Origin of the sequence: Pseudomonas sp. BTN1, from assembly GCF_001907715.1 — a bacterium.
In the GTDB taxonomy this organism is placed as follows: domain Bacteria; phylum Pseudomonadota; class Gammaproteobacteria; order Pseudomonadales; family Pseudomonadaceae; genus Aquipseudomonas; species Aquipseudomonas paracarnis.
Window position 1 is genome coordinate 79,236 of sequence record NZ_MPBM01000018.1, and the last position, 24,568, is coordinate 103,803.

At 61.1% G+C, this 24,568-nt stretch carries 21 protein-coding genes and 1 other RNA gene; 14 read left to right on the top strand and 8 right to left on the bottom strand.

From position 1 onward, the window contains the following. The first annotated feature begins 249 nt into the window (after positions 1-249). The 3 genes from BMH52_RS07250 to BMH52_RS07260 all read left to right on the top strand — a co-directional run bounded on the left by BMH52_RS07250 (position 250) and on the right by BMH52_RS07260 (position 6,494). Positions 250-2,109, top strand: a complete 1,860-nt coding sequence (locus BMH52_RS07250) for a DUF1302 domain-containing protein (protein ID WP_003188640.1) — start codon at positions 250-252, stop codon at positions 2,107-2,109. A gap of 42 nt (positions 2,110-2,151) precedes the next feature. Further along, positions 2,152-3,516 carry a DUF1329 domain-containing protein gene (locus BMH52_RS07255; protein ID WP_014716959.1) on the top strand — a complete coding sequence of 455 codons (1,365 nt, stop codon included), beginning with the start codon at positions 2,152-2,154 and terminating at the stop codon, positions 3,514-3,516. A gap of 248 nt (positions 3,517-3,764) precedes the next feature. Next, positions 3,765-6,494, top strand: a complete 2,730-nt coding sequence (locus BMH52_RS07260) for a LuxR C-terminal-related transcriptional regulator (RefSeq protein ID WP_014716960.1) — start codon at positions 3,765-3,767, stop codon at positions 6,492-6,494. Between the two features lie 9 nt (positions 6,495-6,503). On the opposite strand, the gene BMH52_RS07265 is transcribed toward BMH52_RS07260, so the two are convergent. From BMH52_RS07265 to BMH52_RS07280, 4 genes are read right to left on the bottom strand one after another with little or no spacing between them, the layout of a single operon-like run. Beyond that, positions 6,504-7,061: a membrane integrity-associated transporter subunit PqiC gene (locus tag BMH52_RS07265; RefSeq protein ID WP_019816952.1), complete on the bottom strand. Its 558-nt coding sequence runs from the start codon at positions 7,059-7,061 to the stop codon at positions 6,504-6,506. Between the two features lie 14 nt (positions 7,062-7,075). Beyond that, positions 7,076-8,725 (bottom strand): intermembrane transport protein PqiB, encoded by a 1,650-nt coding sequence (locus BMH52_RS07270; protein ID WP_014716962.1) that lies wholly within the window; start codon positions 8,723-8,725, stop codon positions 7,076-7,078. Continuing rightward, positions 8,706-9,350: a paraquat-inducible protein A gene (locus tag BMH52_RS07275; protein ID WP_014716963.1), complete on the bottom strand. Its 645-nt coding sequence runs from the start codon at positions 9,348-9,350 to the stop codon at positions 8,706-8,708. The genes BMH52_RS07270 and BMH52_RS07275 overlap by 20 nt, the downstream gene beginning before the upstream one ends. Beyond that, entirely contained in the window at positions 9,347-9,937 is a 591-nt protein-coding gene (locus BMH52_RS07280; protein ID WP_014716964.1) for a paraquat-inducible protein A, read from the bottom strand. The genes BMH52_RS07275 and BMH52_RS07280 overlap by 4 nt, the downstream gene beginning before the upstream one ends. 155 nt (positions 9,938-10,092) lie before the next feature. On the opposite strand from BMH52_RS07280, the gene BMH52_RS07285 reads away from it, so the two are divergent. Together BMH52_RS07285 and BMH52_RS07290 are read left to right on the top strand one after the other, a co-directional pair. Beyond that, positions 10,093-10,737, top strand: a complete 645-nt coding sequence (locus BMH52_RS07285; protein WP_073843269.1) for an MBL fold metallo-hydrolase — start codon at positions 10,093-10,095, stop codon at positions 10,735-10,737. 178 nt (positions 10,738-10,915) lie between these two features. Then, the gene (locus BMH52_RS07290; RefSeq protein ID WP_019816951.1) at positions 10,916-11,686 is read left to right on the top strand and encodes an OmpA family lipoprotein; all 771 of its coding nucleotides are present in this window, start codon (positions 10,916-10,918) and stop codon (positions 11,684-11,686) included. A gap of 205 nt (positions 11,687-11,891) precedes the next feature. Here BMH52_RS07290 and BMH52_RS07295 read toward each other — a convergent pair whose 3' ends face one another. The 4 genes from BMH52_RS07295 to BMH52_RS07310 form a co-directional block, all read right to left on the bottom strand. After that, positions 11,892-12,473 (bottom strand): BON domain-containing protein, encoded by a 582-nt coding sequence (locus BMH52_RS07295; RefSeq protein WP_003188655.1) that lies wholly within the window; start codon positions 12,471-12,473, stop codon positions 11,892-11,894. Continuing rightward, entirely contained in the window at positions 12,470-13,063 is a 594-nt protein-coding gene (locus BMH52_RS07300; protein ID WP_007904374.1) for a phosphoheptose isomerase, read from the bottom strand. The genes BMH52_RS07295 and BMH52_RS07300 overlap by 4 nt, the downstream gene beginning before the upstream one ends. 93 nt (positions 13,064-13,156) lie before the next feature. Beyond that, positions 13,157-13,528: a YraN family protein gene (locus BMH52_RS07305; RefSeq protein ID WP_014716967.1), complete on the bottom strand. Its 372-nt coding sequence runs from the start codon at positions 13,526-13,528 to the stop codon at positions 13,157-13,159. Next, on the bottom strand, positions 13,528-15,339 hold the full coding sequence (locus tag BMH52_RS07310; protein ID WP_032903365.1) for a penicillin-binding protein activator: 1,812 nt from the start codon (positions 15,337-15,339) through the stop codon (positions 13,528-13,530). Before BMH52_RS07310 ends, BMH52_RS07305 begins: the two co-directional genes overlap by 1 nt. Positions 15,340-15,515: 176 nt before the next feature. Between BMH52_RS07310 and rsmI the strand changes: the two genes are divergently transcribed. The 9 genes from rsmI (at position 15,516) to mraY (ending at position 24,566) form a co-directional block, all read left to right on the top strand. Beyond that, positions 15,516-16,421 (top strand): 16S rRNA (cytidine(1402)-2'-O)-methyltransferase, encoded by a 906-nt coding sequence (gene rsmI / locus BMH52_RS07315; RefSeq protein WP_020301255.1) that lies wholly within the window; start codon positions 15,516-15,518, stop codon positions 16,419-16,421. Between the two features lie 96 nt (positions 16,422-16,517). After that, positions 16,518-16,871, top strand: an RNA gene (gene rnpB / locus BMH52_RS07320) — RNase P RNA component class A. A gap of 355 nt (positions 16,872-17,226) precedes the next feature. Next, positions 17,227-17,682, top strand: coding sequence for a division/cell wall cluster transcriptional repressor MraZ (mraZ, locus tag BMH52_RS07325; RefSeq protein WP_003171868.1), 456 nt, complete (start codon positions 17,227-17,229; stop codon positions 17,680-17,682). After that, positions 17,679-18,626, top strand: a complete 948-nt coding sequence (gene rsmH, locus BMH52_RS07330; protein ID WP_003188661.1) for a 16S rRNA (cytosine(1402)-N(4))-methyltransferase RsmH — start codon at positions 17,679-17,681, stop codon at positions 18,624-18,626. The genes mraZ and rsmH overlap by 4 nt, the downstream gene beginning before the upstream one ends. Further along, complete coding sequence (gene ftsL / locus BMH52_RS07335; protein ID WP_003188663.1) at positions 18,623-18,916, top strand: cell division protein FtsL; 294 nt, start codon at positions 18,623-18,625, stop codon at positions 18,914-18,916. Before rsmH ends, ftsL begins: the two co-directional genes overlap by 4 nt. After that, complete coding sequence (locus tag BMH52_RS07340) at positions 18,916-20,658, top strand: penicillin-binding protein 2 (protein ID WP_019816949.1); 1,743 nt, start codon at positions 18,916-18,918, stop codon at positions 20,656-20,658. Before ftsL ends, BMH52_RS07340 begins: the two co-directional genes overlap by 1 nt. Then, positions 20,658-22,121: a UDP-N-acetylmuramoyl-L-alanyl-D-glutamate--2,6-diaminopimelate ligase gene (locus BMH52_RS07345; RefSeq protein WP_073843271.1), complete on the top strand. Its 1,464-nt coding sequence runs from the start codon at positions 20,658-20,660 to the stop codon at positions 22,119-22,121. The genes BMH52_RS07340 and BMH52_RS07345 overlap by 1 nt, the downstream gene beginning before the upstream one ends. After that, positions 22,114-23,484: a UDP-N-acetylmuramoyl-tripeptide--D-alanyl-D-alanine ligase gene (gene murF, locus BMH52_RS07350; protein ID WP_054898898.1), complete on the top strand. Its 1,371-nt coding sequence runs from the start codon at positions 22,114-22,116 to the stop codon at positions 23,482-23,484. Before BMH52_RS07345 ends, murF begins: the two co-directional genes overlap by 8 nt. Then, complete coding sequence (gene mraY / locus BMH52_RS07355) at positions 23,484-24,566, top strand: phospho-N-acetylmuramoyl-pentapeptide-transferase (protein WP_003188670.1); 1,083 nt, start codon at positions 23,484-23,486, stop codon at positions 24,564-24,566. Before murF ends, mraY begins: the two co-directional genes overlap by 1 nt. Positions 24,567-24,568: the final 2 nt, after the last annotated feature.

A 24,568-nucleotide genomic window follows, 5' to 3' on the forward strand; every position in this document is an offset into this window, starting at 1 on the left:
CCGCGTCGACCTTCGTCGGCGTGGCGAAAGGGTTGTGGCAGACAGGTTGGTGATGCAAATCACACTTTAGAGGGATCAAGCACTACCCCCCTCTGGCTATAGTCCCTTTCAGAGTTTTTCGCGGATGTTGCGCTTCGAGCCATGGAGGCTCGGTGGCGATGCGGCATTGGAATCGTTGTATCCCGGCCGTTACATCTGAAGAAAGGGCTCACTGCCATAACAATAAAATATGCACATGGAGTAGCGTCGATGACCTCAGTAAACCAGTTCTGGCGCCGGGCAAGACTGCCCCTGGCCGTCAGCCTCGCTTCTACGCTCGCCGGGCCGGCATTCGGCGTCAGTTTCAACATTGGTGAAATCGAAGGGAGCTTTGACTCGTCGCTTTCCGTGGGGGCGAGCTGGTCCACGGCCAAACCCAATCGTGACCTGATCGGTGCCAACAACGGCGGCAAGGGCCTGTCCCAGACCTCCGATGACGGCCACTTGAACTTCAAGCGCGGCGAGACGTTCTCGAAGATCTTCAAGGGCATCCACGACCTGGAACTGAAGTACGGCGACACCGGTGTGTTTGTGCGGGGCAAGTACTGGTACGACTTTGAACTCAAGGACGAAAGCCGTCCGTTCAAGGACATCAGCGACAACAACCGCAAGGAAGGCGCCAAGTCTTCGGGCGGGCAGATTCTCGACGCATTCGTCTACCACAACTACTCGATTGCCGATGCGCCGGGTTCCGTGCGTTTTGGTAAGCAGGTGGTGAGCTGGGGCGAAAGTACCTTCATCGGCGGCGGCATCAACTCCATTAACCCGATCGACGTGTCGGCGTTTCGCCGTCCGGGGGCCGAGATCAAGGAAGGCTTGATCCCGGTGAACATGTTCTACGTGTCCCAGTCGCTCACCGACAATCTGTCGGCCGAGGCGTTTTACCAGCTGGAGTGGGACCAGACCGTGACCGATAACTGCGGCACGTTCTTCTCGCAGCCGGACGTGATCTCCGATGGTTGCAGCAATAACCTGCGGGTACTGAACAAGCGTTCGACCATTCCTGCCGCCGCCCTGCCGACCCTGGGTGCCCTGGGGGTGGACGTGAACAGCGAAGGCGTGCTGGTGCGCCGTGGGCCGGACCGTGATGCCCGCGACAGCGGCCAGTTTGGCGTGGCCATGCGCTACAACTTCGAACCGCTGGATACCGAATTCGGCGCCTACTTCATGAACTACCACAGCCGTGCGCCGATCTTCAGCGCGCAGGGCGCGCCATCGGCGGCCTACACGCGTCCGCTGGGGCCACTGGGGGCCTTGCGACCGTTGATCGTGGCGGGTAGCTCGAACTACTTCGTCGAGTACCCGGAAGATATTCGCCTCTACGGCCTGAGTTTCTCCACCACCTTGCCTACCGGCACCGCCTGGAGCGGTGAGTTGAGCTACCGTCCGAATGCGCCGGTGCAGTTGAGCACCACTGACATTCTGTTCGCCGGTGTCACGCCGATCCCCGGCTTTGGCAATGCGTCCGTGCTCAAGGGCACGCCGGGCCAGGACCTGCACGGCTACAACCGCAAGGAGGTCACCCAGTTCCAGACCACCTTCACGCACTTCTTCGATCAGGTGATGGGCGCCAGCCGCCTCACCACCGTCGGTGAAATCGGCGTGACCCACGTGGGTGGCCTGGAAAGCAAATCCCAGGCTCGTTACGGCCGCGACCCGGTGTTCGGCCCAGGCACGCTGCCAGGTGGGTTCTGCAACGCCCTCAACAACTCCACCGCCAACGGCGCCGGCTTGCCCAACGCTGCTGGCCTGAACACCAACTGCAACAACGACGGCTACACCACCGCAACGTCCTGGGGCTACCGCGCCCGTGCCATCTGGGAATACCCGGACGTGTTCGCGGGCGTGAACCTCAAACCCAACGTGGCCTGGTCCCATGACGTCAAAGGTTACTCGCCAGGCCCTGGCGGCAACTTTGAAGAAGGTCGCAAGGCGGTCAGCCTGGGCCTGGATGCCGAATACCAGAACACCTATACCGCGAGCCTGGCGTACACCAACTTCTTTGGTGGCAAGTTCAGCACTGTGGATGACCGCGACTTTGTCGCCTTGAGCTTCGGCGCCAACTTCTAAGCACACTCTTTTCAAGTGGCATGTATTCAGGAAGACCAGAGCATGAAAATAACAAAAAGTCTGTTGCACGTGGGTGTGCTTGGGCTGTCGATCCTGGCGAGTAACGTCATGGCGGCAGTCTCGGCAGATGAAGCCGCCAAGCTCGGCACGACCCTGACCCCGATGGGCGCCGAGATGGCCGGTAACGCGGCCGGCACCATTCCAAAATGGTCGCCATTGCCGACCAATGCCGGTGCGGTCGACGCCCGTGGTTTCCTCGCCAACCCGTATGCCAGCGAGCAACCGCAGTTCACCATCACCGCGCAGAACGTCGAGCAGTACAAAGACAAGCTGGCCCCCGGGCAATACGCGATGTTCAAGCGTTACCCGGACAGCTTCAAGATGCCGGTGTACCCGACCCATCGCGGCGCCACCGTGCCGGCCGAGGTGTTTGCCTCGATCAAGAAAAACGCCACCACCACCAACCTGGTGTCCGGCGGCAACGGTCTGGAAAACTTTGAAACCGCCGTCCCGTTCCCGATTCCCAAGAGCGGCGTTGAAGTGATCTGGAACCACATCACCCGTTACCGCGGCGGCAGCGTGACCCGCCTGGTTACCCAGGCCACCCCGCAAACCAACGGTTCCTACAGCCTGGTGTACTTCCGCGACCAGTTCGTGTTCCGCGACAAGATGAAGGACTTCGATCCGAAAAACCCAGGCAACGTGCTGTTCTACTTCAAGCAGCAAGTGACTGCGCCAGCGCGCCTGGCCGGTGGTGTGCTGCTGGTGCACGAAACCCTGGACCAGGTCAAAGAACCGCGTTCGGCCTGGGTCTACAACGCCGGGCAGCGCCGTGTGCGTCGGGCGCCGCAAGTGTCCTATGACGGGCCGGGTACTGCCGCCGATGGCCTGCGCACCTCCGACAACCTCGACATGTACAACGGTGCGCCGGACCGCTACGACTGGAAGCTGGAAGGCAAGAAAGAAATCTACATTGCCTCCAACAGCTACAAGATCGACGATCCCAAGCTCAAGTACGCCGATATCATCAAGGCTGGCCACATCAACCAGGACCTGGCTCGCTACGAGCTGCGCCGTGTCTGGCACGTGGTCGCCACCTTGAAGGAAGGCCAGCGCCACATCTACGCCAAGCGTGACTTCTACATCGACGAAGACACCTGGCAGGCAGCGGTGATCGACCACTACGACGGTCGTGGCCAACTGTGGCGCGTCGCCGAGGCCCATGGTGAGAACTACTACGACAAGCAAGTGCCGTGGTACGCCCTGGAAACCCTCTACGACCTGCAGTCCGGCCGCTACCTGGCCCTGGGCATGAAGAACGAAGAGAAGCAGGCCTATGACTTCGGCTTCACCGCCAGCACCAGCGACTTCACCCCAGCGGCCCTGCGCCAGGACGGTGTTCGCTAACCTCTGCTGATGCGCCCTGTGGGAGGGGGCTTGCTCCCGATAGCGGTCTGACAGTCGCTGAATGCGTGACTGATCCGCCGCTATCGGGAGCAAGCCCCCTCCCACTTTTGTTTGTGGGGCCCGCAGGGATATTTCTTGTCGCAGTTCTTTTTCAGCCATTTGTTGCAAAGATCTACAATCCCGCCGCTTTTACCGCTAGTCTGCGGACATCTGCAATGCCGACAACAGCCTTCTACAAGAGCCCGGCGATGACTGATCTGTCCCGAACCCATGGGCCTGCCAGTGTGGTGATGCCGCCGCTGGAAGGCCGCTTTTACCGGCCCCCGCTGCCTGACGGCTACGTGCTGCGCCCGCGCCTGTGCGAACGGCTGAATGCGGGCCTTGATGGGCGACTGTTGCTGGTCAGCGCGCCCGCGGGGTTCGGCAAGAGTTCGTTGGCGGTGGAGTTCTGCCAGGGCTTGCCAGCCCAGTGGCAAAGCCTGTGGTTGGGCCTGAGCCCTCGTGACAGCGACCCCGGCCGTTTCCTGGAGCGGCTGCTCGACGGCTTGCAACAGTATTTTCCGCAACTCGGCGCCCAATCCCTGGGGTTGCTGAAAATGCGCCAGCGTCACCAACCCTTTGCCTTCGAAGAATGGCTCGATGGCCTGCTCGACGAACTGGCCGTGCACCTGTCTGCACGTTCGCCGTTATTGCTGGTGCTGGATGACTATCACCTGGCCCAGGGCCCGGTGCTGGATCGTTGCCTGCAGTTTTTTCTCAATCATTTGCCTGATGGCCTGGTGGTGCTGGTCACCAGCCGGCAGCGTCCGGACTGGCACCTGGCACGCCTGCGTCTGTCGCGACACCTGTTGGAACTGCATGAGCAAGACCTGCGCCTGACCCATGACGAATCCCTGGCGGTGCTGGATGGACACGGCAATGCATTGCGCGGTGAGGCGTTGGAAAACCTGATCCGTCGTAGCGAGGGCTGGGTGGCCGGCCTGCGCTTCTGGTTGTTGGCGGCCTCCGAAGCCGGCAGTGAGGGCGCCTTGCCGCAAAGCCTGCACGGTGGCGAAGGGCTGATTCGCGATTACCTGCTCGAAGAAGTCATCGACTGCCTGCCCGCAGAAGTGCAAGCGTTCCTGTATGACACCGCACCTCAGGAGCGTTTTTGCAGCGAATTATGCGACGCCGTCCGCGAGGCCCATGACAGCGCAGAAATCCTGCGCTATTTGCAGGCTCATCAAGTGTTCCTGGTGCCGTTGGATGAGCAAGGGCACTGGTACCGTTATCACCATTTGTTCTCCGACCTGCTGCGTACCCGCCGCGAGAAAAGCGCCACCTTGCCGCCGGCCAGCCTGCACTTGCGCGCCTGTCGCTGGTTTAACACCCAGGGCTTGATCGACGAGGCGGTGGAGCAGGCGCTGCGGGCCGGGCATCTGGATGTGGCGGCGAATCTGGTGCAGAACCTGTCCGAAGAGCAACTGCTGGCAGAGCAGAACATCGGCATGCTGCTGCGCTGGAAGATGGACTTGCCCGACAGCCTGCTGATCAGCACGCCGCGTTTGATCGTGCTGTACAGCTGGGCGCTGGGGCTCGCATGCCAATTGGATGCAGCGCAGGAGCTGTCCAGCTACCTCAGCCGCTTCCTGCCGGCGCCATCGGCCACCGCGCAAAAATCCATGTTGGCCCAATGGTTGGCGCTGAGCGGGATTATTGCCCGTGGGCGCGGAGACCGTGAGCTGACCCAGCGCTATTGCAACGAAGCGTTGGAAAGCTTGCCGCCAAAGCGTTACGGCCAGCGCCTGATGTGCCTCTCGACCCTGTCCAACCTGGCGATCGTCGATGCCGACCTGTGGCGCGCTCGTGGCCTGAACCGCGAATCGTTGGAGCTGGCGCAGCGCGTCGGTAACCCCTTGTTTGAAGCCTTGGCCCATTACGACCGGGCGCGGGTGCTGCAGGCGCGGGGGGAGATCCTGCGTTCCCTGGATGAAGCCCGCCAGGGCCTTGAGCGCCTGCATGGGCTGGCGCCCCAGCGCCTGTATGCCGTGCGCGCACGGCTGTCGCTGTACGAGGGGTACCTGCTGCTGGTGCGTTACCAGCCCGAAGCCGGCCTGGCGCGTTTGCGCGCCGGCCTGGCCGAGGCCCGTGCCTGCCGCGATATCAGCGTGCTGATCGGGCACTGCGTCATCGCCAGCTTCGAAGGGCGGCGTGGGGAGTTTGCCCATGCTTTTGCCGAACTGGCCGAGGCCGAACGCTTGATGCACATCTGGGATGTGCCGCCGATCTATTACCTGGCGATGATCACCCTGATCAAATGCGAGTTGTGGCTGGCCCAGGGGCGCACTGACCTGGCCGACGCCTGGCTGGCCCGCCTGGGGCAGACCTACAACGGCGAGCACGCCGCGGCCGCCCCCGAGTTTCATCCGCACCTGCCGCAACATATCGAGCTGCAACAAGCCGCGCTCGATGCCACGCGCCATCAGCCCGACAGTGCGCTGCAACGCCTGGAAGCGTTGGCCCAACAGGCCCATGACAGTGGGCGCCAGATGATTGCCCTGATGGCGCTGGTCCAGCAGGTGCAGTTACTTCTGGATAATGGCCAGGAAGCCAAGGCCAGGCCGGTGTTCGCCCGTGCCCTGGAAGCCGGTTCGGGTGGTGCGTTGCAGCCGTTTCAACGGTTGTTGGAGGGTTACCCGCAGTGGATGCGCGAGCAGTTGGGCAAGGATTCCCATGGGCTGCTCAATCAGAGCTTGCTGGCGTTGCTGCCCCAAGTCAGCGCAGTTGAAGCCGCACCTCAACAGGAAACCCTCAGCACCCGAGAGCTGGCGGTGCTGCAACTGATTGCCCAAGGCTGTTCAAACCAGGAAATCAGCAACCAGTTGTTCATCTCTCTGCACACGGTGAAGACCCACGCCAGCCACATCAACAGCAAGCTCGGCGTGGAGCGTCGTACCCAGGCAGTAGCGCGGGCCAAGGCCATGGGCTTGTTGGCCTGAGCCCTGGGTTTATGGCGTGGTCGGGCAGCCTTTGAGTGAGGTGTCGACGGTCTGATTGATCAGCGCCGCGAAACGCTTGAGGTTGTTCTGATGCGCCACCACCAACTCGTCGATGCTCGGCCCGGCAGGTGATTGCAAGGTGGTGCGGCAGGTCAAGGCCGGGCGATCGCCATTGACTTGCCTCAGGCGCCAGCGCACATCGAGCAATGCGTACTGCCCCGGTACCGAGTCAAACCGCTGCACGTCTACGCGTAAAGCCACGGCTTGCCGGGCATTGCTGTTGGCCAATTGATCGACCAAGGCGCTCCTCAGTTCATCGGCGAGGGTGGCGGCCCACCACTGGGTTTCAAGAATCGCCAGGCCGCTGTCGCCCTGGCGGATCACTATCTGCGCGCGGTCGACCTGAGGCGGCACGCTGATGCTCTCAATGCGCACACCGCCGGCCTCTGCTCGCGTACTCGGGCTCAAGTGCGCCGGGGTCAGGGTATGAAAAGCGATGGGTTCACTGCGACAGGCACCGAGCAGCAGCAGGGCGCTCAGTAACGTGATCTTCAACGGCAATGTCATGGCGGCTCCAATGGTCATTTGCGGGGTGGCCCTTGCAGGTCCGTCGGTGCGGCGTTATCGGGGCGGCCGCGAATCAGCGACTCCGGATGCCGGCCCAGATAATCCGAAAGCTCGCGCAGGGAACGCGACATGCGCCCCAACTCGTCGAGGGTCTGGGTCAGTTGTTCACGCTGCGGCGAGTCTTCGGCCAGGGTTGAACTGGCCGATTGCAGGGTCTTGCTCACGTCGGCCAAGGTCGTTTGCACACCCGGCAGCGTCTTGGCGTTGAATTGCGCCAGGCCCTTGCGCAGTTCGACCAGGCTGGCGTCGAGGTTGCCGGCAATACGCTCGACAGGCAGTTGGCTGATCTTGTTGACGATGCCTTCGAACTTCTCTTGCAGCTGTTCCAGGTTGCCCGGGATGGTGGGGATGCCCACGGGGCGCTGGTTCGGGTCGAACGCGACTTTTTCCGCCTTGGGGTAGAAGTCCAGGGCGATGTAGAGCTGGCCGGTCAGCAAGTTACCGCTGCGAGCCTGGGCGCGCAGGCCGTTTTCGATGAAGGTCCCGATCAGGCGTACGCCGGCTGCCTCATCGTCAGGGTTATTGTTCATGGCCTTGAGCAGCTTGGTGTGGGCCTCGCCGAGCAGTTGCGGGTAGATCACGATGCCGACATTGACCGGGAAGGTGCGTTTCTTCGCATCGAAATCCAGGTTGATCGATACAACCCTGCCGAACTCGACGCCGAGGAACTCCACCGGTGCGTCGACTTTCAGCCCGCGCAGGGCCTGATCGAAGCGCAGGACCATGTATTGCCCCTTGCCGTTGGGCGGGGCGAGGGCGCTTTGCTGGTCTTCGAACAATTCAAAGCTGCGACTTTCTTCGGCCGGTTTGTCATTGGGGTTGTAGGGCGGCGCCTGGAAGGCAATCCCCCCCATCAACATGGACGACAAGGATTCGGTTTTCAGCGCAAAGCCATTGGCACCGACGCTCAAGTCGACGCCGCTGGCATTCCAGAACCGCGTGTTCTCGGTGATGTACACATCATTGGGCGCATGCACGAAGATTTCGACATTCACGCCCTTGCCCTCGTTGTCCAGCTCATAGGCCACCACCTGGCCCACCGGGATCTTGCGGTAATAGACGGGGGAGCCGATGTCCAGGGAACCCAGGGCCTGGGTGTGCAGGGTGAAGCGCTTGCCCGGCTCGCCGTAGGTGATGGGCGGCGGGTTTTCCAAGCCGGTGAAGTGCTTGGCGCGGGTCTCGGATTGACCGATGTCCGCGCCGATATAGTCGCCGGACAACAACGTGTCGATGCCCGACACGCCGCCTGCGCCAATGCGCGGGCGCACCACCCAGAATTTCGAATCTTCGCGGGTGAAGCTTTCGGCCTGTTTGACCAGCTCGACGGTGGCATTGACGCTTTTCTGGTCATCACTCAGAGCTACGGCGGTTACTTGGCCGATCACCACGTTGCGGTATTTGACCTCGGTTTTGTTGGCAACCAGCCCGCTGCCGGTCTTGAAGTTGAGGACGATGGTCGGCCCTTGTTGCATGACGCTGTGAATCACCAGCGAGATCCCCACCAGTACGGCGACAATCGGCACGATCCAGACCAGCGAGACACTGAAACGACGCGTCTTGATCACGGGTTGCCCCGCAGGGGTGTCAGCCTTGGATGAGCTCATCCGAGGTCTCCTCGTTATGTGGGTTTTCCCAGATTAGCCGGGGATCAAAGCTCATGGCCGCGAGCATCGTAAACACGACCACCAGGCCAAAAAACAGAATGCCCAGGCGCGGTTCTATCGTGCCCAGGGCTTGAAACTTCACCAGTGCGGCCACCAGGGCGACCACGATGACATCGAGCATCGACCAATAGCCGATCAGTTCGATAAACCGAAACAGCTTCGAACGCTCCTTGCGCGCCCACTGGCTATTGCGCTGCACAGTGACCAGCAGCAGCCCCAGCGACAGGAACTTGATGCCCGGCACGGCAATGCTGGCGATGAAAATGATCAGCGCAATGTCCCAGGCGCCATGTTGCCAGAACTCCAGCACGCCGCTCATGATGGTGCTGTCTGCGCCCGAGCCGAGCATAGTGGTGTTCATCACTGGCAATAAATTGGCCGGGACATAAAAGGCGAGGGCGGTGAGCATGTAGGCCCAGGTTCGGGTCAGGGACTGCACCTTGCGCCGATGCAGCGCGGCGCCACAGCGGTCGCACTCGGTGGGCTCAAGGCGCATGTCGCAGGGCTGGCCGCAGGTGTGGCACAGGCACAGGTTCAGCTCGCGGGCGGTGGGCGGTGAATTCATACGGTGTCCCACAGGTCGCGCACATCGCGCCCGGCAATGCGGATCAGCAACAGGCTCAGGGCGGCCAAGGCGAACAGGCCGGTGCCTGGGATCACATCCAGCATGCCGGCCAGCTTGAACACCGCGACCATCGCGCCCAATAGGCACACCTCCAGCATGCTCCAGGGCCGGAGTGCTTCGAGCCAGCGCATGCACAGCTTGAACGCCGGCGAGCGCCTGCCGGCCAAGGCGAAACTCAGCACCCAGATCAGCAATAGCAGCTGAAACACCGGCGCGATAATGATGGAAATCGCCGCTACCAAGGCAATGAACGTGATCGGCCCCAGGCTCAGTGCAACCACTGAGTCCCAGAGGGTGGCGCTGTTTTTCAAGCCCTGCAGGCTGATGCTCATCACCGGATAAAAGTTGGCGAAGGTCCACAGCACTGCGGCAGTCACCGTCAGGGCGAGGCGTTGCTGCACCGACAAGCCGTTATAGCGCTGCAGTACGCCCGAGCAACGTACGCATAGGGCTTTTTGATGTTTGGCGAGCGTGACTTTCTCGTACACGCAGTCGCAGTGCTCGCAGATGATCTGTTGATTCGCCATGGGTGTTGCTCCAAATGCGACTGACTGCAGCGGGGGATTTCAATGGCGCGTGTGTAGCTTAGCAGCGGATAGACCGCGCAATCGACTCCTTCCAGAGCAGGGGCAAGCTACACCATACTGCACTTGGAACGCGCCAGAGAGCTTGCAGGACACCCATGACTATTGAAAAACAACCGTTGATTCGCGAAACCTTTCCCGTCGGCCCGTTGCAGTGCAACTGCACCATCATTGGTGACCCGGTCACAAAAAAAGCCATCGTCGTCGACCCCGGCGGCAATCACGAGTTGATTCTGGCGCGCCTTGATGCGCTGGGCCTGAAGGTGGTGAGCATTATCCACACCCATGCTCACCTTGATCATTTCCTGGCTTCCGGCCAATTGAAGGAAAAGACCGGTGCTACGTTGCACCTGCATAAGGATGATCAATTTCTGTGGGACAACCTGGAAATGCAATGCCAGATGTTTCGCGTGCCCTACGTCCCGGTGCCGTCTCCGGATCGCTGGCTGGAGCATGACGAAGAACTGGCCTGCGGCTGCGGCGTGGCCTTGCACACCCCAGGGCATACACCGGGCTCGATGAGTTTCTGGTTTGCCGACGCCAAGCTGTTGATCGCCGGCGATACCTTGTTTCGTCGCGGGGTAGGGCGTACGGATTTATGGGGCGGCGACCAGGTGACGATTGTGCGGTCGATCAAGCAGCGCCTGTATACGCTGGACGAAGGCGCGACGGTGGTCACTGGGCATGGGCCGGATACGTTGCTGGGCGATGAGATGCGGGAGAATCCTTTCGTGCGTGCGTGATGGGTTGTCGGCTCTGATACAAGCCGGTACAGACACACAGGCACAGGCCCGAGCCAAAGACAGCTATGCTTTACGCACCCCTGCACGGAATTTTTGCCGTTTGTCGCGTTCCAAACTCGGCACAGGTCCATTGCCAATGTCCTCTGCATCACAGAATGCAAAAGTAGGAGCTTCCTTCATGTTCACTCCGCGTCGTCTGCTTGTTGTCGCTACCGCCGTAGCCCTGTTGTCTGGCTGCGCTTCACCTAACCCTTATGACGGCAGCCAGGGACAGGCCAGCAATGGTTCCGAAAGCGGCATGAGCAAAACCGCCAAGTACGGCGGCCTCGGTGCGCTGGCTGGCGCATTGGCCGGTGCAGCCATCGACCATAACAACCGTGGCAAGGGCGCGCTGATTGGCGCAGTCGTTGCGGGTGCCGGTGCGGCGGGCTACGGCTACTACGCCGACCAGCAGGAGAAAAAACTGCGCGAAAGCATGGCCAATACCGGGGTTGAGGTGCAGCGCCAGGGCGACCAGATCAAGCTGATCATGCCGGGTAACATTACCTTCGCCACCAACTCGGACGCGATCTCCAGCAGCTTCTATCAGCCGCTGAACAACCTGGCCAACTCCCTCAAGCAGTTCAACCAAAACACCATCCAGATCGTTGGCTACACCGACAGCACCGGTAGCCGTCAACTGAACATGGACCTGTCCCAGCGCCGTGCGCAGAGCGTGGCCAACTACCTGACCTCCCAAGGTGTCAACGGTGCCAACCTGAGCGCACGCGGGGCCGGCCCGGATAACCCGATTGCCAGCAACGCCGACGTGAATGGCCGTGCCCAGAACCGTCGTGTCGAGGTCAACCTCGGCCCGATCCCTGGCCAGCAATACGGCCAGCCTGGCCAGCAGCAGGCGCCACAGCAGAACAACCAGTTCCAGGGCAACCCGTACCAGCAATACCAGTAAACCCTGGGCACTAAAAGGGCGCCGTGCAGTCAATGCACGGCGCCCTTTTTTGATCGTTCCCACGCTCTGCGTGGGAATGCCCGCTCCTTCGGATGCTCCGCGTCCTACTCTTGGCGCAAAAGCTGAAGCGTGTGCGGTGACGCGGAGCGTCACGGGATGCGTTCCCACGCAGAGCGTGGGAACGATCAGGCACCTTCGATCTACATCAGTCGATGTATTCGAACACCTTCACGATCTTCTGTACGCCCGACACGCCCTGTACCAGGTTGGCGGCGCGGGTGGCTTCTGCCTGGGTCAGCAGGCCCATCATGTAGACGATGCCGTTATCGGTGACGATCTTGATCCGCGAGCCTGGCACTGCACTGTCGGTCAGCATCTGGGCCTTGATTTTGGTGGTCAGCAGCGCATCATTGCTGATGGCCAGCAGAGTGATCGGGTCCATGACCTGCAGTTCGTTGTGGACCTTCTTGACGCGTTGCACGCCGGCGGCGGCTTGCTCGGCCTGGGCCTTGAGGTCGGCGCGCGGGGTTTGGCCTGCCAGCAGGACCACACCGTTGAAGCTGGTCACCACGATGCGCGAGGCACCGTTGCCCAGGTCGGTAGCCGCCTTGGCGACGTTGACCTTGACCTTGGTTTCGATCAGCGAATCATCGATGGTGCTGCCGAAGGTACGTGTGCCACGGTCGTCCTGGATAGGGGTGTCCCGTGTAGCGGTGATAGCCGAGCTGCAGCCGCTGATGGCGACGCACAGCGTGATGGCCAAAAGACTGAGGCGATTAACGGTCATTCTTCACTCCCGAACAGTTGGCTGTCGATCAGATCGCACAGGCAGTGGATCGCCAGCAGATGAACTTCTTGGATGCGTGCAGTGACATTGGCCGGGACGCGAATCTCCACGTCCTCCGGCAGCAGCAGCGAAGCCATGCCGCCGCCGTCGCGACCGGTCAAGGCTACGACAATCATTTCGCGATCATGTGCGGCCTGGATCGCTTGAATAATATTGGCCGAGTTGCCGCTGGTGGAAATCGCCAGCAATACATCGCCCGGCTGGCCGAGGGCGCGGATCTGCTTGGAGAAGATTTCGTTGTAGCTGTAGTCGTTGGCAATCGAAGTGATCGTCGACGAGTCGGTGGTCAAGGCAATAGCCGGCAGGCTCGGGCGCTCACGTTCGAAACGGTTGAGCAGCTCGGAGGAAAAATGCTGGGCATCGCCAGCCGAACCGCCATTGCCGCACGAAAGCATTTTGCCTTCGTTGAGCAAGGCGTTGACCATCACCTGGCTGGCTTGCTCGATGTGCGGTGCAAGTACGTCCATCGCCTGTTGCTTGGTGTCGATGCTGGCCTGGAAAAGCTGGCGAATTCGGGATTGCATGTCCATCTGTGTGACCTTAAGTAGCGCGGCTGTTTGGCACAGGTAATGTGCAGCCCGCAAAGCAAAGAGCAAAAATGAGTGGTGAAGGTGCCCGGCGAATCAGCTGTCAAAGGCATTTTTGAGCCAGGTCAGATCAGCTGTGCCTGACGGGGTGCTTTCCATGGCAACCACATCGAAACGGCAGGGGCAGTCAGCCCAGCGATGCTCTTTTTGCAGAAAAAACTGCGCAGCGAGTATCAGCTTTTGACGCTTGCGCCCGTCGATACTGGCGAGCGCGCCACCCCATTGTGCGTGTTTTCTGTAGCGGACTTCGACGAATACTACTGTATCGCCGTCAAGCATGACCAGATCAAGCTCGCCGCGTTTACATAACCAGTTCTGCGCCAGAAGGCGCAGACCCTGTTGTTGCAGGTAGTTGAGTGCATGCAGTTCGGCATCCTTGCCGCTGTGTGCGCTGGACCGCTCGGGCATCAGCGTGGGGTATCGGGCAGGCGCTGAATGTCGCCGCCGACGAACTTCGCCCACGGCATCTGGCGATCAACGCGCTGGTTGGCGCTGATGCCCAGGTTGCCCGAGAGGCCGTCGACACGGGTGTCCGGCAGTGCCTTGAGCTGGCCCAGGCGTGGCGCCAGGCGGTAGGCATCGACGCCCATCGCGTAGAGGCGGCCCAGGCTGCCATTGGCTTGCGGCCATTGCGCGGCGACCTGGTTGCGCAGTGGGTCGGTGGTATTAAGCAGCCAAGGGGTTTCGCAGAACATCACGTTGGTCATGTCCAGGTACTGGTTACGATCACCGCTGGCGCTGTACACGTGGGAGGTTGCGTATACCGGCACATCCCCGGCGTACTGGAAGTTCAGGGTCGGCTTGATCTGCTGGGCCAGTTGCGGCGTGACGGCCAGGAAGATGAACTCGATGTCCTGGCGACGCGAAGGCTGGGCGGCGACGTCGGTACCGACTGTGCTTTGCAGGCTCTTGGCGCGGCCTTCGCTCTTGCGCAGTTGGAACAGATCGGCGATCTGCTGGGCCAGGGCCACAGGTTGGTCGACATATTCAACGCCCATGACGGTGCCGCCATTGGCTTCCCAATCCTGGCGGAACGCCTTGTAGACACGCTCACCCCATTCGCCACGGGGCACCATGGCGGCGGCGCGATGCAGGCCATCGGCACGGGCACGGCGCGACACTTCGCGGGCTTCGTCTTCAGCGGCCAGGCCGAATTGGAACAACTGCGCCGGGCCCTGATCGGTCTCGCTGTAGTTCAGGGCCAGGGTGGTGATAGGTAGCTGCGGGCGCGCGCTGAGTTGCTTGACCAGCGGTTTTTCCAGCGGGCCGACCACCAGTTGCACACCGGCGGCCTGGGCCTTGGCATAGAACTCGTCGAGGGAGGCCAGGCGCGAGCTGTCATAGAACTCAATGACCGGCGGCTTCTGCCCGGCTTGCTCAGCCTGGTAGTGCGCCGCCATGAAGCCTTCGCGCAGCGCTTTGCCTACAGCAGCCAGCGGACCTTCCTGCGGCAGCAGCAGGGCAATCTTGTTCAGGGGCTGGCTGGCCAGTTCCTTGAGCTTGGTCAGCGGTGCTGGCAGTTGCACTGCCGCCGGGTGCCCTGGGTTCTGAGCGCGCCAGGTGTCGATGGCGGCTTGTTGTTGCTCCAGCGTACCGGCGCCCTTGACCGCCTGGGCCAGAGTGATCCAGCCATCGAGGGTCGGGTTGCCGGTAGCTTGCAGCTGTTCGGCTGGCAGCGCGGCAATCAATACCCAGATAGCCTCGTGGTTGCTGCTGGCAGCTTCAGCCGTCAGCAGGGGCGCCATGGCCACCCGCTCGCGAGCGGCGGCGAGGGTCTGGCCGTCGGCTTCATAGGCGCGTGCATGTACGGTACCGGTGCGGATCTGCTGGTCGGCCGGCAGTTCCTTCAGGTTTTGCAGGCTAGGGTGGTTCAGCGCTGCCAAGGCCGCCTTGGGCTGGTTGCGCCCCATGGCCAGTTCTGCGGCCAGGGTGCTGGCAAATACTTGCGCGGCTGGCTTCAGGGCATCCAGGGGCACTTGCGCAAGGATCTGCGAGGAGCGGCCGGGATTGTTCTGCTGGTAGGCCAGGTCCGCCGCGCTCAGGCGCAGCAACGCGGCTTTTTCTGGCGTCTTGGCGTTCGTCGCCTGTTCGAGCAGTTGCTCGATACTGGCATCGGGCGTGCGTGGCAGTTCGCCAAGACTGGAGGAGGGCGAACTGGCGCAAGCGGCCAGCAAGGCAGCGAGGCAGAGGGCGGAGAGCAGCCGCAGGCAAGCGATCATGTAAGTGTTCCTGATACCGATCAAATTAGCGTGGAAGTGTACCCAAGCACTGGCCCAGGCGCGATGTTCATGGCGTTAAACCGTGGATTTAGGTCGTGCAAATGTTGCCAATAGCTGACGGTGGCTGAAACGGCATCGGCCGTGATGGCATATTTTCAAGGCGTCTACGCGCTACAATGTGGCTTTTGCCAACCATCGAGGTGTGCGCTTTGACTGCTCCAGGTCCTTTGAATTCCACTGCTGGCTCGCTTTTTGTGGTGGCGACGCCCATTGGCAACCTGGACGACATCAGTGCCCGGGCGCTGAAGGTGTTGCGCGAGGTGAAATTGATCGCGGCAGAAGACACGCGGCACTCCCAACGGTTGATGCAGCATTTTGGTATCAGCACGCCATTAGCGGCCTGCCACGAACACAACGAACGTGAAGAGGGTAGCCGCTTTATCACGCGTCTATTGGCGGGTGATGACGTGGCGCTGATTTCCGACGCGGGCACGCCCCTGATTTCCGATCCTGGTTACCATCTGGTCCGCCAGGCGCGCGCCGCTGGTATCAATGTAGTGCCTGTTCCAGGAGCCTGCGCGCTGATTGCTGCATTATCGGCCGCCGGGTTGCCCTCGGACCGCTTTATCTTCGAAGGCTTCCTGCCCGCCAAGGCCGTAGGGCGTCGGGCGCGTCTGCAGGCACTTAAAGAAGAGCCGCGCACCTTAATCTTTTATGAGGCCCCGCATCGCATTCTTGAATGCCTGCAAGACATGGAGCTGGTGTTCGGCGGCGAGCGCCTGGCCTTGTTGGCCCGGGAGTTGACCAAGACCTTCGAAACCCTCAAGGGGTTGCCGCTGGAGGAACTGCGAGCGTTTGTCGAGGGCGACAGCAATCAGCAGCGCGGCGAATGCGTGGTGCTGGTAGCAGGCTGGACCGCGCCGGAGAATGAAGACGCGGTGGGCAGCGAGGCCATGCGCGTCCTCGATTTGCTGCTCAAGGAAATGCCGCTCAAGCGCGCCGCCGCTCTGGCCGCGGAAATTACTGGCGTTCGCAAGAATGTGTTGTATCAGGTCGCGCTGGATAAACAGAAGGCCGAATAGTTCCGGGACCAAATCTGTATTTCGTCTGAACGTGATGGCAATGCTGCACTTTTAATACTTGTCCTCAAGCCGCCGTGCCGTTAACCTTCGCGGCGGAGAGTCGATTGGACAGTCGCTGCCCTCTATGAAAATTAGGGGGGGGAGGAAAGTCCGGGCTCCATAGGGCGAAGTGCCAGGTAATGCCTGGGAGGCGTGAGCCTACGGAAAGTGCCACAGAAAATAACCGCCTAAGCACTTCGGTGCCGGTAAGGGTGAAAAGGTGCGGTAAGAGCGCACCGCACGACTGGCAACAGTTCGTGGCTAGGTAAACCCCACTTGGAGCAAGACCAAATAGGGTCCCAAGGCGTGGCCCGCGCTGGGACCGGGTAGGTTGCTAAAGATGTCCAGTGATGGCCATCGTAGACGAATGACTGTTCAAGACAGAACCCGGCTTACAGATCGACTCTCCACCTTTTTTCCTTGCGTTCGAATCTCGTGCGCAAACCCGGTAGTAACGCAAGACTCCCTCCCTGCCAAATCATTGGCAGATGCATCTTCGTAATACCAAAAAAATCTTACTCTTAATAAATTACTTTAACTTTGCGCTCTAGCTCTTTGAGCTATTTGCTGTTGTTGAGTCAAAAACATCGCAAAACTCTCGTTTCTCCTCCTTTTACCCTCCTAAATCTCCGTTCTGTAAGGCTTTTCCTTGAATACGCGCCTTGACGGTGTGGTAGGCGCATTCCTATAGTGTGCGCAAGTGGCGGAAAGTGGCACAAAGTGGGTTTTTTGAACGTAAAACGCTAAAATTTGGAGAAACGCATCTGTGTTTCGCGGAGCTAACGCTATCAGTCTCGATGCAAAAGGCCGTCTCGCTATGCCGAGCCGGTATCGTGACGAGCTCATTTCGCGAAGTTCAGGGCAATTAATCATCACGATTGACGCCGTTGATCCTTGTTTATGTGTTTACCCCCTCGATGAGTGGGAGTTGATTGAAACCAAGTTGCGCGCGCTGCCTTCATTGCGTGAAGAAAACCGCCGACTCCAGCGTTTGCTGATCGGTAATGCCGTCGACCTTGAACTCGATGGCAGTGGTCGTTTCCTGGTGCCGCCGCGACTGCGCGAGTACGCCAAGCTCGACAAGCGCGCAATGCTGGTAGGCCAACTGAACAAGTTCCAATTGTGGGACGAAGATGCCTGGGATGCTGTGTCTGCAGCGGACCTGGCTGCTATTCAACAACCGGGCGCCATGCCTGATGAACTGCGTGATTTGATCCTGTGACTATTGATAGCGGCTTTAACCACATCACCGTACTGCTTGACGAAGCCGTCGAGGCTCTCGCCGTACGCGCGGATGGCTGCTACGTCGATGGCACATTCGGCAGGGGCGGGCATAGCCGGTTGATACTCAGCCAGCTCGGGTCCGACGGCAAACTCCTTGGGTTCGACAAAGACCCTCAAGCGATTGCCACCGGGCAAGCGCTAGCGGCCGAAGACGGCCGCTTTGTCGTTGTGCAGCGCAGCTTTGCCGAGCTGGGGGCCGAAGTTGCCGAGCGCGGCATGGCGGGCAAGGTGGCCGGGGTTCTGCTCGACCTGGGCGTGTCTTCGCCACAGCTCGATGACCCGGAGCGCGGCTTCAGCTTCATGAACGACGGCCCCCTCGACATGCGCATGGACCCTACCCGTGGGGTCAGTGCCGCACAATTCATCGCCACCGCGCCGGTGGAAGAAATCGCCCGTGTGTTCAAGGAATACGGTGAGGAGCGCTTCGCCGGTCGAATGGCGCGTGCCGTGGTCGAGCGCCGCGAAATCCAGCCGTTCGAACGCACCGCTGACCTGGCCGAAGTGCTGAAAGTGGCCAACCCTGCCTGGGAAAAGGGCAAGAACCCGGCTACCCGCGCGTTCCAGGGCCTGCGTATCCACGTCAACAACGAATTGGGCGATCTGGAGGCCGGCCTCGAAGCCGCTCTGGATGCTTTGGAAGTGGGCGGTCGCCTGGTGGTGATCAGCTTCCACTCCCTGGAAGACCGCATCGTCAAATTGTTCATGCGTCGCCTGGTCAAGGGCGAGTCCGATAACCTGCCGCGCAACCTGCCGGTGCGTTTCGAAGCCTTTGTGCCGAAAATCAAAATCCATGGCAAAGCGCAGTTCGCTTCCGAAGCCGAACTCAAGGCCAACCCACGTTCCCGTAGCGCCGTCATGCGTGTTGCGGAGAAATTGCGGTGAGCAAGCTTTTCGCCAAGCCCCTCCCGGGCGGCAGCTTCTTTATGTTGCTGCTGTTTGTCGGCGTGCTGGTATCCGCGATTGCGGTGTCCTACAGCGCCCACTGGAATCGCCAGTTGCTCAATACCCTGTACGGGGAATTGAGCGTGCGTGACAAAGCCCAGGCAGAGTGGGGCCGGCTGATCCTTGAGCAAAGCACCTGGACGGCTCACAGCCGTATCGAAGTGCTGGCCACTGAACAATTGAAGATGCACATCCCTGGCGCGGCTGAAGTTCGCATGGTGGCGCCATGATGAAACTCGAAGGGGCACTCTACCCGTGGCGCTTCCGCCTGATGCTCGGCTTGCTGGCATTGATGGTGGGGGCGATTGTCTGGCGCATCTTCGACCTGCAGGTCGTCGACCGCGACTTCCTGATCGGCCAGGGTGACGCCCGCAGCCTGCGGCATATTCCGATTCCTGCGCACCGTGGCCTGATTACCGACCGTAACGGCGAGCCTCTGGCCGTCAGTACCCCGGTGACCACCCTGTGGGCCAACGCCAAGGAACTGCAAGTTGCCAAGGACAAGTGGCCTGAACTGGCCGCTGCCCTGGGGCAAGACCGCAAGGCCCTGACTGAGCGCCTGGAAGCCCAGGCCAACAAAGAATTCATCTACCTGGTGCGCGGGCTTACCCCTGAGCAAGGCCAGCAAGTGCTCGACCTTAAAATCCCCGGTGTCTACGGCATCGAGGAGTTTCGTCGTTTCTACCCGGCCGGTGAAACCACCGCGCATATGGTCGGCTTTACCGATATCGATGACCATGGTCGCGAAGGTGTCGAACTGGCCTACGACGAATGGCTGGCCGGAGTTCCCGGCAAGCGGCAGGTCATCAAGGATCGGCGCGGCAGACTGATCAAGGATGTCCAGGTCACCAAAAACGCCAAGGCCGGCAAGCCTCTGGCGTTGTCGATCGATTTGCGCCTGCAATACCTGGCCAACCGCGAACTGCGTAACGCGATCATCGAGAACGGCGCCAAGGCCGGCAGCCTGGTGATCATGGATGTGAAGACTGGCGAGATCCTCGCCATGGTCAACCAGCCGACCTACAACCCGAACAACCGTCGCAACCTGCAGCCGGCGATGATGCGTAACCGCGCGATGATCGACGTGTTCGAGCCGGGCTCGACCATGAAAGCGATCTCCATGAGCGCTGCCCTGGAAACCGGCCGCTGGAAACCCAGCGACAAGGTCGAGGTTTACCCAGGCACCTTGCAGTTGGGCAAGTACACCATTCGTGACGTGTCCCGCACCGAGGGGCCAGTGCTGGACCTGACCGGCATCCTGATCAACTCCAGTAACGTCGGCATGAGTAAGGTGGCCTTCGATATCGGCGGCGAGACTATTTATCACTTGGCGCAAAAGATCGGCCTGGGCCAACCCACCGGCCTCGACTTCCCGGGCGAGCGGGTCGGTAACCTGCCGAACTACCGCGAGTGGAGAAAAGCCGAGACTGCCACGCTGTCCTACGGCTACGGCCTGTCGGTGACCGCCATCCAGTTGGCCCACGCGTTCTCTGTATTGGCCAATAACGGCCGTATGGTTCCGCTGAGCCTGATCCACGTCGACGAAGCGCCAAAAGCCACCCAAGTGATCCCGGAAAACGTCGCCAAGACCATGCAAGGCATGCTGCAACAAGTGATCGAGGCACCGCGCGGCGTATTCCGCGCCCAGGTGCCGGCGTACCACGTTGCTGGCAAGTCCGGTACGGCGCGTAAGACCTCGGTGGGCACCAAGGGCTATGCCGAAAACTCCTACCGTTCGCTGTTCGCCGGCTTCGGCCCGATGAGCGACCCGCGCTACGCCATCGTCGTGGTCATCGACGAACCTAGTAAAGCCGGTTACTTCGGTGGCCTGGTTTCGGCGCCCGTGTTCAGCAAAGTGATGTCCGGCACCCTGCGCTTGATGAATATCACGCCGGACAACCTGCCGCCGACGCAACAAGCCAACGCTGGTCCACCGGCTGCCGCTGTCAAAGCCAATGGAGGGCGCGGCTGATGTCTCTTAGCCTGAACAAGATTTTTGCCCATGCCGGCCACGATCTGCTGATTCGTGAGCTGACCCTGGACAGTCGTAATGTACGCGCCGGCGACCTGTTCCTGGCGGTACCTGGCGGCAAGCTCGATGGCCGTGCGCATATCGCCGATGCCCTGCAACGCGGTGCGGCTGCGGTCGCCTATGAAGTGGAAGGCGCCACCGTGCTGCCGATCACCGATGTGCCGTTGATTCCGGTCAGGGGCCTGGCTGCGCAGCTTTCTGACATCGCCGGGCGTTTCTATGGTGACCCGAGCCGCCAGCTCAACCTGGTGGGCGTGACGGGCACCAACGGCAAGACCAGCGTGACCCAATTGGTCGCCCAGGCTTTGGACCTGCTGGGTCAGCACTGCGGCATCGTCGGCACCCTGGGCACCGGCTTCTATGGCGCGCTGCAAAGCGGCCTGCACACCACGCCAAACCCGATTGCCGTGCAAGCGACCCTGGCCGACCTGAAAAAGGCCGGCGCCAAGGCGGTTGCAATGGAAGTGTCTTCCCATGGCCTGGACCAAGGGCGTGTCACTGCTCTGGCCTTTGACGTGGCGGTGATGACCAACCTGTCCCGCGATCACCTCGACTACCACGGCACTATGGAGGCGTATGCTGCCGCCAAGGCCAAGCTGTTTGCCTGGAGTGACCTGAAGTGCCGGGTGGTCAACCTCGACGACGCGTTTGGCCGCCAACTGGCGGGCGAAGACAGCGACGCACGCCTGGTCAGCTATAGCCTGCAAGATGCCAGTGCCTACCTGTATTGCCGCGAAGCCCAATTCAATGATGAAGGCGTGCGCGCCACATTGGTGACGCCGCAGGGCGAACACCACTTGCGCAGCACCTTGCTCGGGCGGTTCAACCTGAGCAACGTGCTCGCCGCTATCGGTGCACTGCTGGGCCTGGACTACGCCCTGGATGAAATCCTGCGGGTACTGCCGAAGCTGGAAGGCCCGGCCGGTCGCATGCAGCGCCTGGGTGGCGGCACGCAACCGCTGGTGGTGGTCGATTACGCCCACACACCGGATGCCCTGGAAAAAGTCCTCGAAGCCCTGCGCCCACATGCCAAAGGCAAACTGCTGTGCCTGTTCGGTTGCGGCGGTGATCGCGATCGCGGCAAGCGCCCATTGATGGCCGAGATCGTCGAGCGTTTGGCCGACGGCGTACTTGTCACCGACGACAACCCGCGCAGCGAAGACCCGAGCCAGATTTTCGACGACATCCGTGTCGGTTTCAAAGACGCCTCCAAGGTCACGTTTGTGGCTGGTCGCGGCGCCGCCATTGCCCAACTGATCGCCAGTGCCGGCGCGGACGACGTCGTGGTGCTCGCGGGTAAGGGCCACGAGGACTATCAGGAAATCAACGGTGAGCGCCATGCCTTCTCCGATCTGGTCGAGGCGGATCACGCCCTGACCGCCTGGGAGGTCGCCCATGCTTAAGGCGATGACGTTCAGCGAACTGGCCCAGGCCCTGTCGGCCCGTGTGCTGTCGAGCGACTGCACATTCACCGGCGTCAGTATCGACAGTCGTAACATCCAGCCGGGGCAGCTGTTTGTCGCCCTGGCCGGCCCGCGTTTCGATGGTCACGACTACCTCAACGACGTTGCCGCCAAAGGTGCCGTCGGTGCCTTGGTGCAGCGTGAAGTGGCCGATTCTGCCTTGCCGCAATTGCTGGTAGCCGACACCCGCCTGGCCCTGGGCCAACTGGGTGCGCTTAACCGTGCTGCTTTTGATAAGCCGGTGGCGGCCATTACCGGTTCCAGCGGCAAGACCACGGTCAAGGAACTGCTTGCTGGCGTCTTGCGTACGCGCGGGCCGGTACTCGCGACCCGTGGCAACCTGAACAATGATTTCGGCGCACCGCTGACCCTGCTCGAACTGGCCCCGGAACACACGGCGGCAGTGATTGAACTGGGGGCTTCGCGCATCGGCGAAATCGCCTATACCGTGGCGCTGACCCAGCCTCACGTGGCGATCATCAACAACGCCGGTACCGCCCATGTCGGTGAGTTCGGCGGCCCGGAAAAAATCGTCGAAGCCAAGGGCGAAATCCTTGAGGGCCTCGACGCCTCGGGCACTGCGGTACTGAACCTGGATGACAAGGCGTTCGAGACCTGGCGTGTACGCGCTGCCGGTCGCAAGGTCCTGACGTTTGCAGTGCTGAATGCCGCAGCCGATTTTCACGCCTCCAACATCAATGTCGATGCCCGTGGCTGCCCGTCCTTCACCTTGCACACTCCGCAAGGTGATGAGCACGTACAGTTGAACCTGCTGGGCAACCATAACGTCGCCAACGCCTTGGCCGCCGCCGCTGCCGCCCATGCCCTGGGTGTGTCGCTGTTCGGTATTGCCACGGGCCTGGGCGCGGTGCAGCCGGTCAAGGGCCGCACTGTGGCGCAACTGGCTGGCAACGGCATGCGCGTGATTGATGACACTTACAACGCCAACCCGTCCTCCATCAATGCCGCTGTGGACCTGCTCAAAGGCTTTGATGGGCGCAAGGTGCTGGTGCTGGGCGATATCGGCGAACTGGGCGATTGGGCTGAACAAGGCCACCGTGAAGTCGGCGCCTATGCCGCCGGCAAAGTGGACGCGCTCTATGCCGTTGGCACGAACATGGCTCATGCGGTCAACGCTTTCGGCCCCGGCGCGCGGCATTTCGCCAGCCAGGCCGAGCTGATCCAGGCGTTGACGGCGGCTGAACATGACAAACACACAACCATTTTGATCAAGGGATCGCGCAGCGCGGTGATGGAAAACGTCGTCGCAGCCTTGTGTGGCTCAAGTACGGAGAAACATTAATGCTGCTGCTGCTGGCTGAGTATCTGCAACAGTTCCACAAAGGCTTCGCGGTCTTCCAGTACCTGACCCTGCGCGGGATTCTGGGTGTGCTGACCGCGCTGTCTTTGTCGCTGTTTTTAGGGCCGTGGATGATCCGCACCCTGCAGAACCTGCAAATTGGTCAATCGGTTCGTAACGACGGCCCGCAGTCGCACCTGTCCAAGTCTGGCACTCCGACCATGGGCGGCGCGCTGATCCTGTCGTCCATCGGCGTCAGCACCTTGCTCTGGGCCGACCTGCATAACCGCTACGTGTGGGTGGTGTTGCTGGTGACCCTGCTGTTCGGTGCCATCGGCTGGGTGGATGACTACCGCAAAGTGATCGAGAAAAACTCCAAGGGGCTGCCAAGCCGCTGGAAGTATTTCTGGCAGTCGGTGTTCGGCCTGGCCGCCGCGATCTTCCTGTACACCACCGCGCCAAGTGCCGTGGAAACTACCTTGATCATCCCGATGCTCAAGGATGTGAGCATCCCACTGGGTGTCGGTTTTGTGGTGCTGACCTACTTCGTGATCGTCGGCTCCAGCAACGCGGTGAACCTGACCGATGGCCTCGACGGCCTGGCGATCATGCCGACGGTGATGGTGGGCGGCGCGCTCGGTATCTTCTGCTACCTCTCCGGTAACGTGAAATTCGCTGAATACCTGCTGATCCCTTATGTACCGGGCGCCGGTGAGCTGATCGTGTTCTGCGGTGCGCTGATCGGTGCCGGCCTGGGGTTCCTGTGGTTCAACACCTACCCAGCACAAGTCTTCATGGGCGACGTCGGCGCACTGGCGCTGGGCGCGGCCTTGGGCACCATCGCGGTGATCGTTCGCCAGGAAATCGTGCTGTTCATCATGGGCGGCGTGTTCGTGATGGAAACCCTGTCGGTGGTCATCCAGGTGGCGTCCTTCAAGTTGACCGGGCGCCGCGTGTTCCGCATGGCGCCGATTCACCACCATTTTGAACTCAAGGGCTGGCCTGAGCCACGCGTGATTGTCCGCTTCTGGATCATCACCGTGATTCTGGTACTGGTCGGCCTTGCCACCCTGAAACTGAGGTAGAA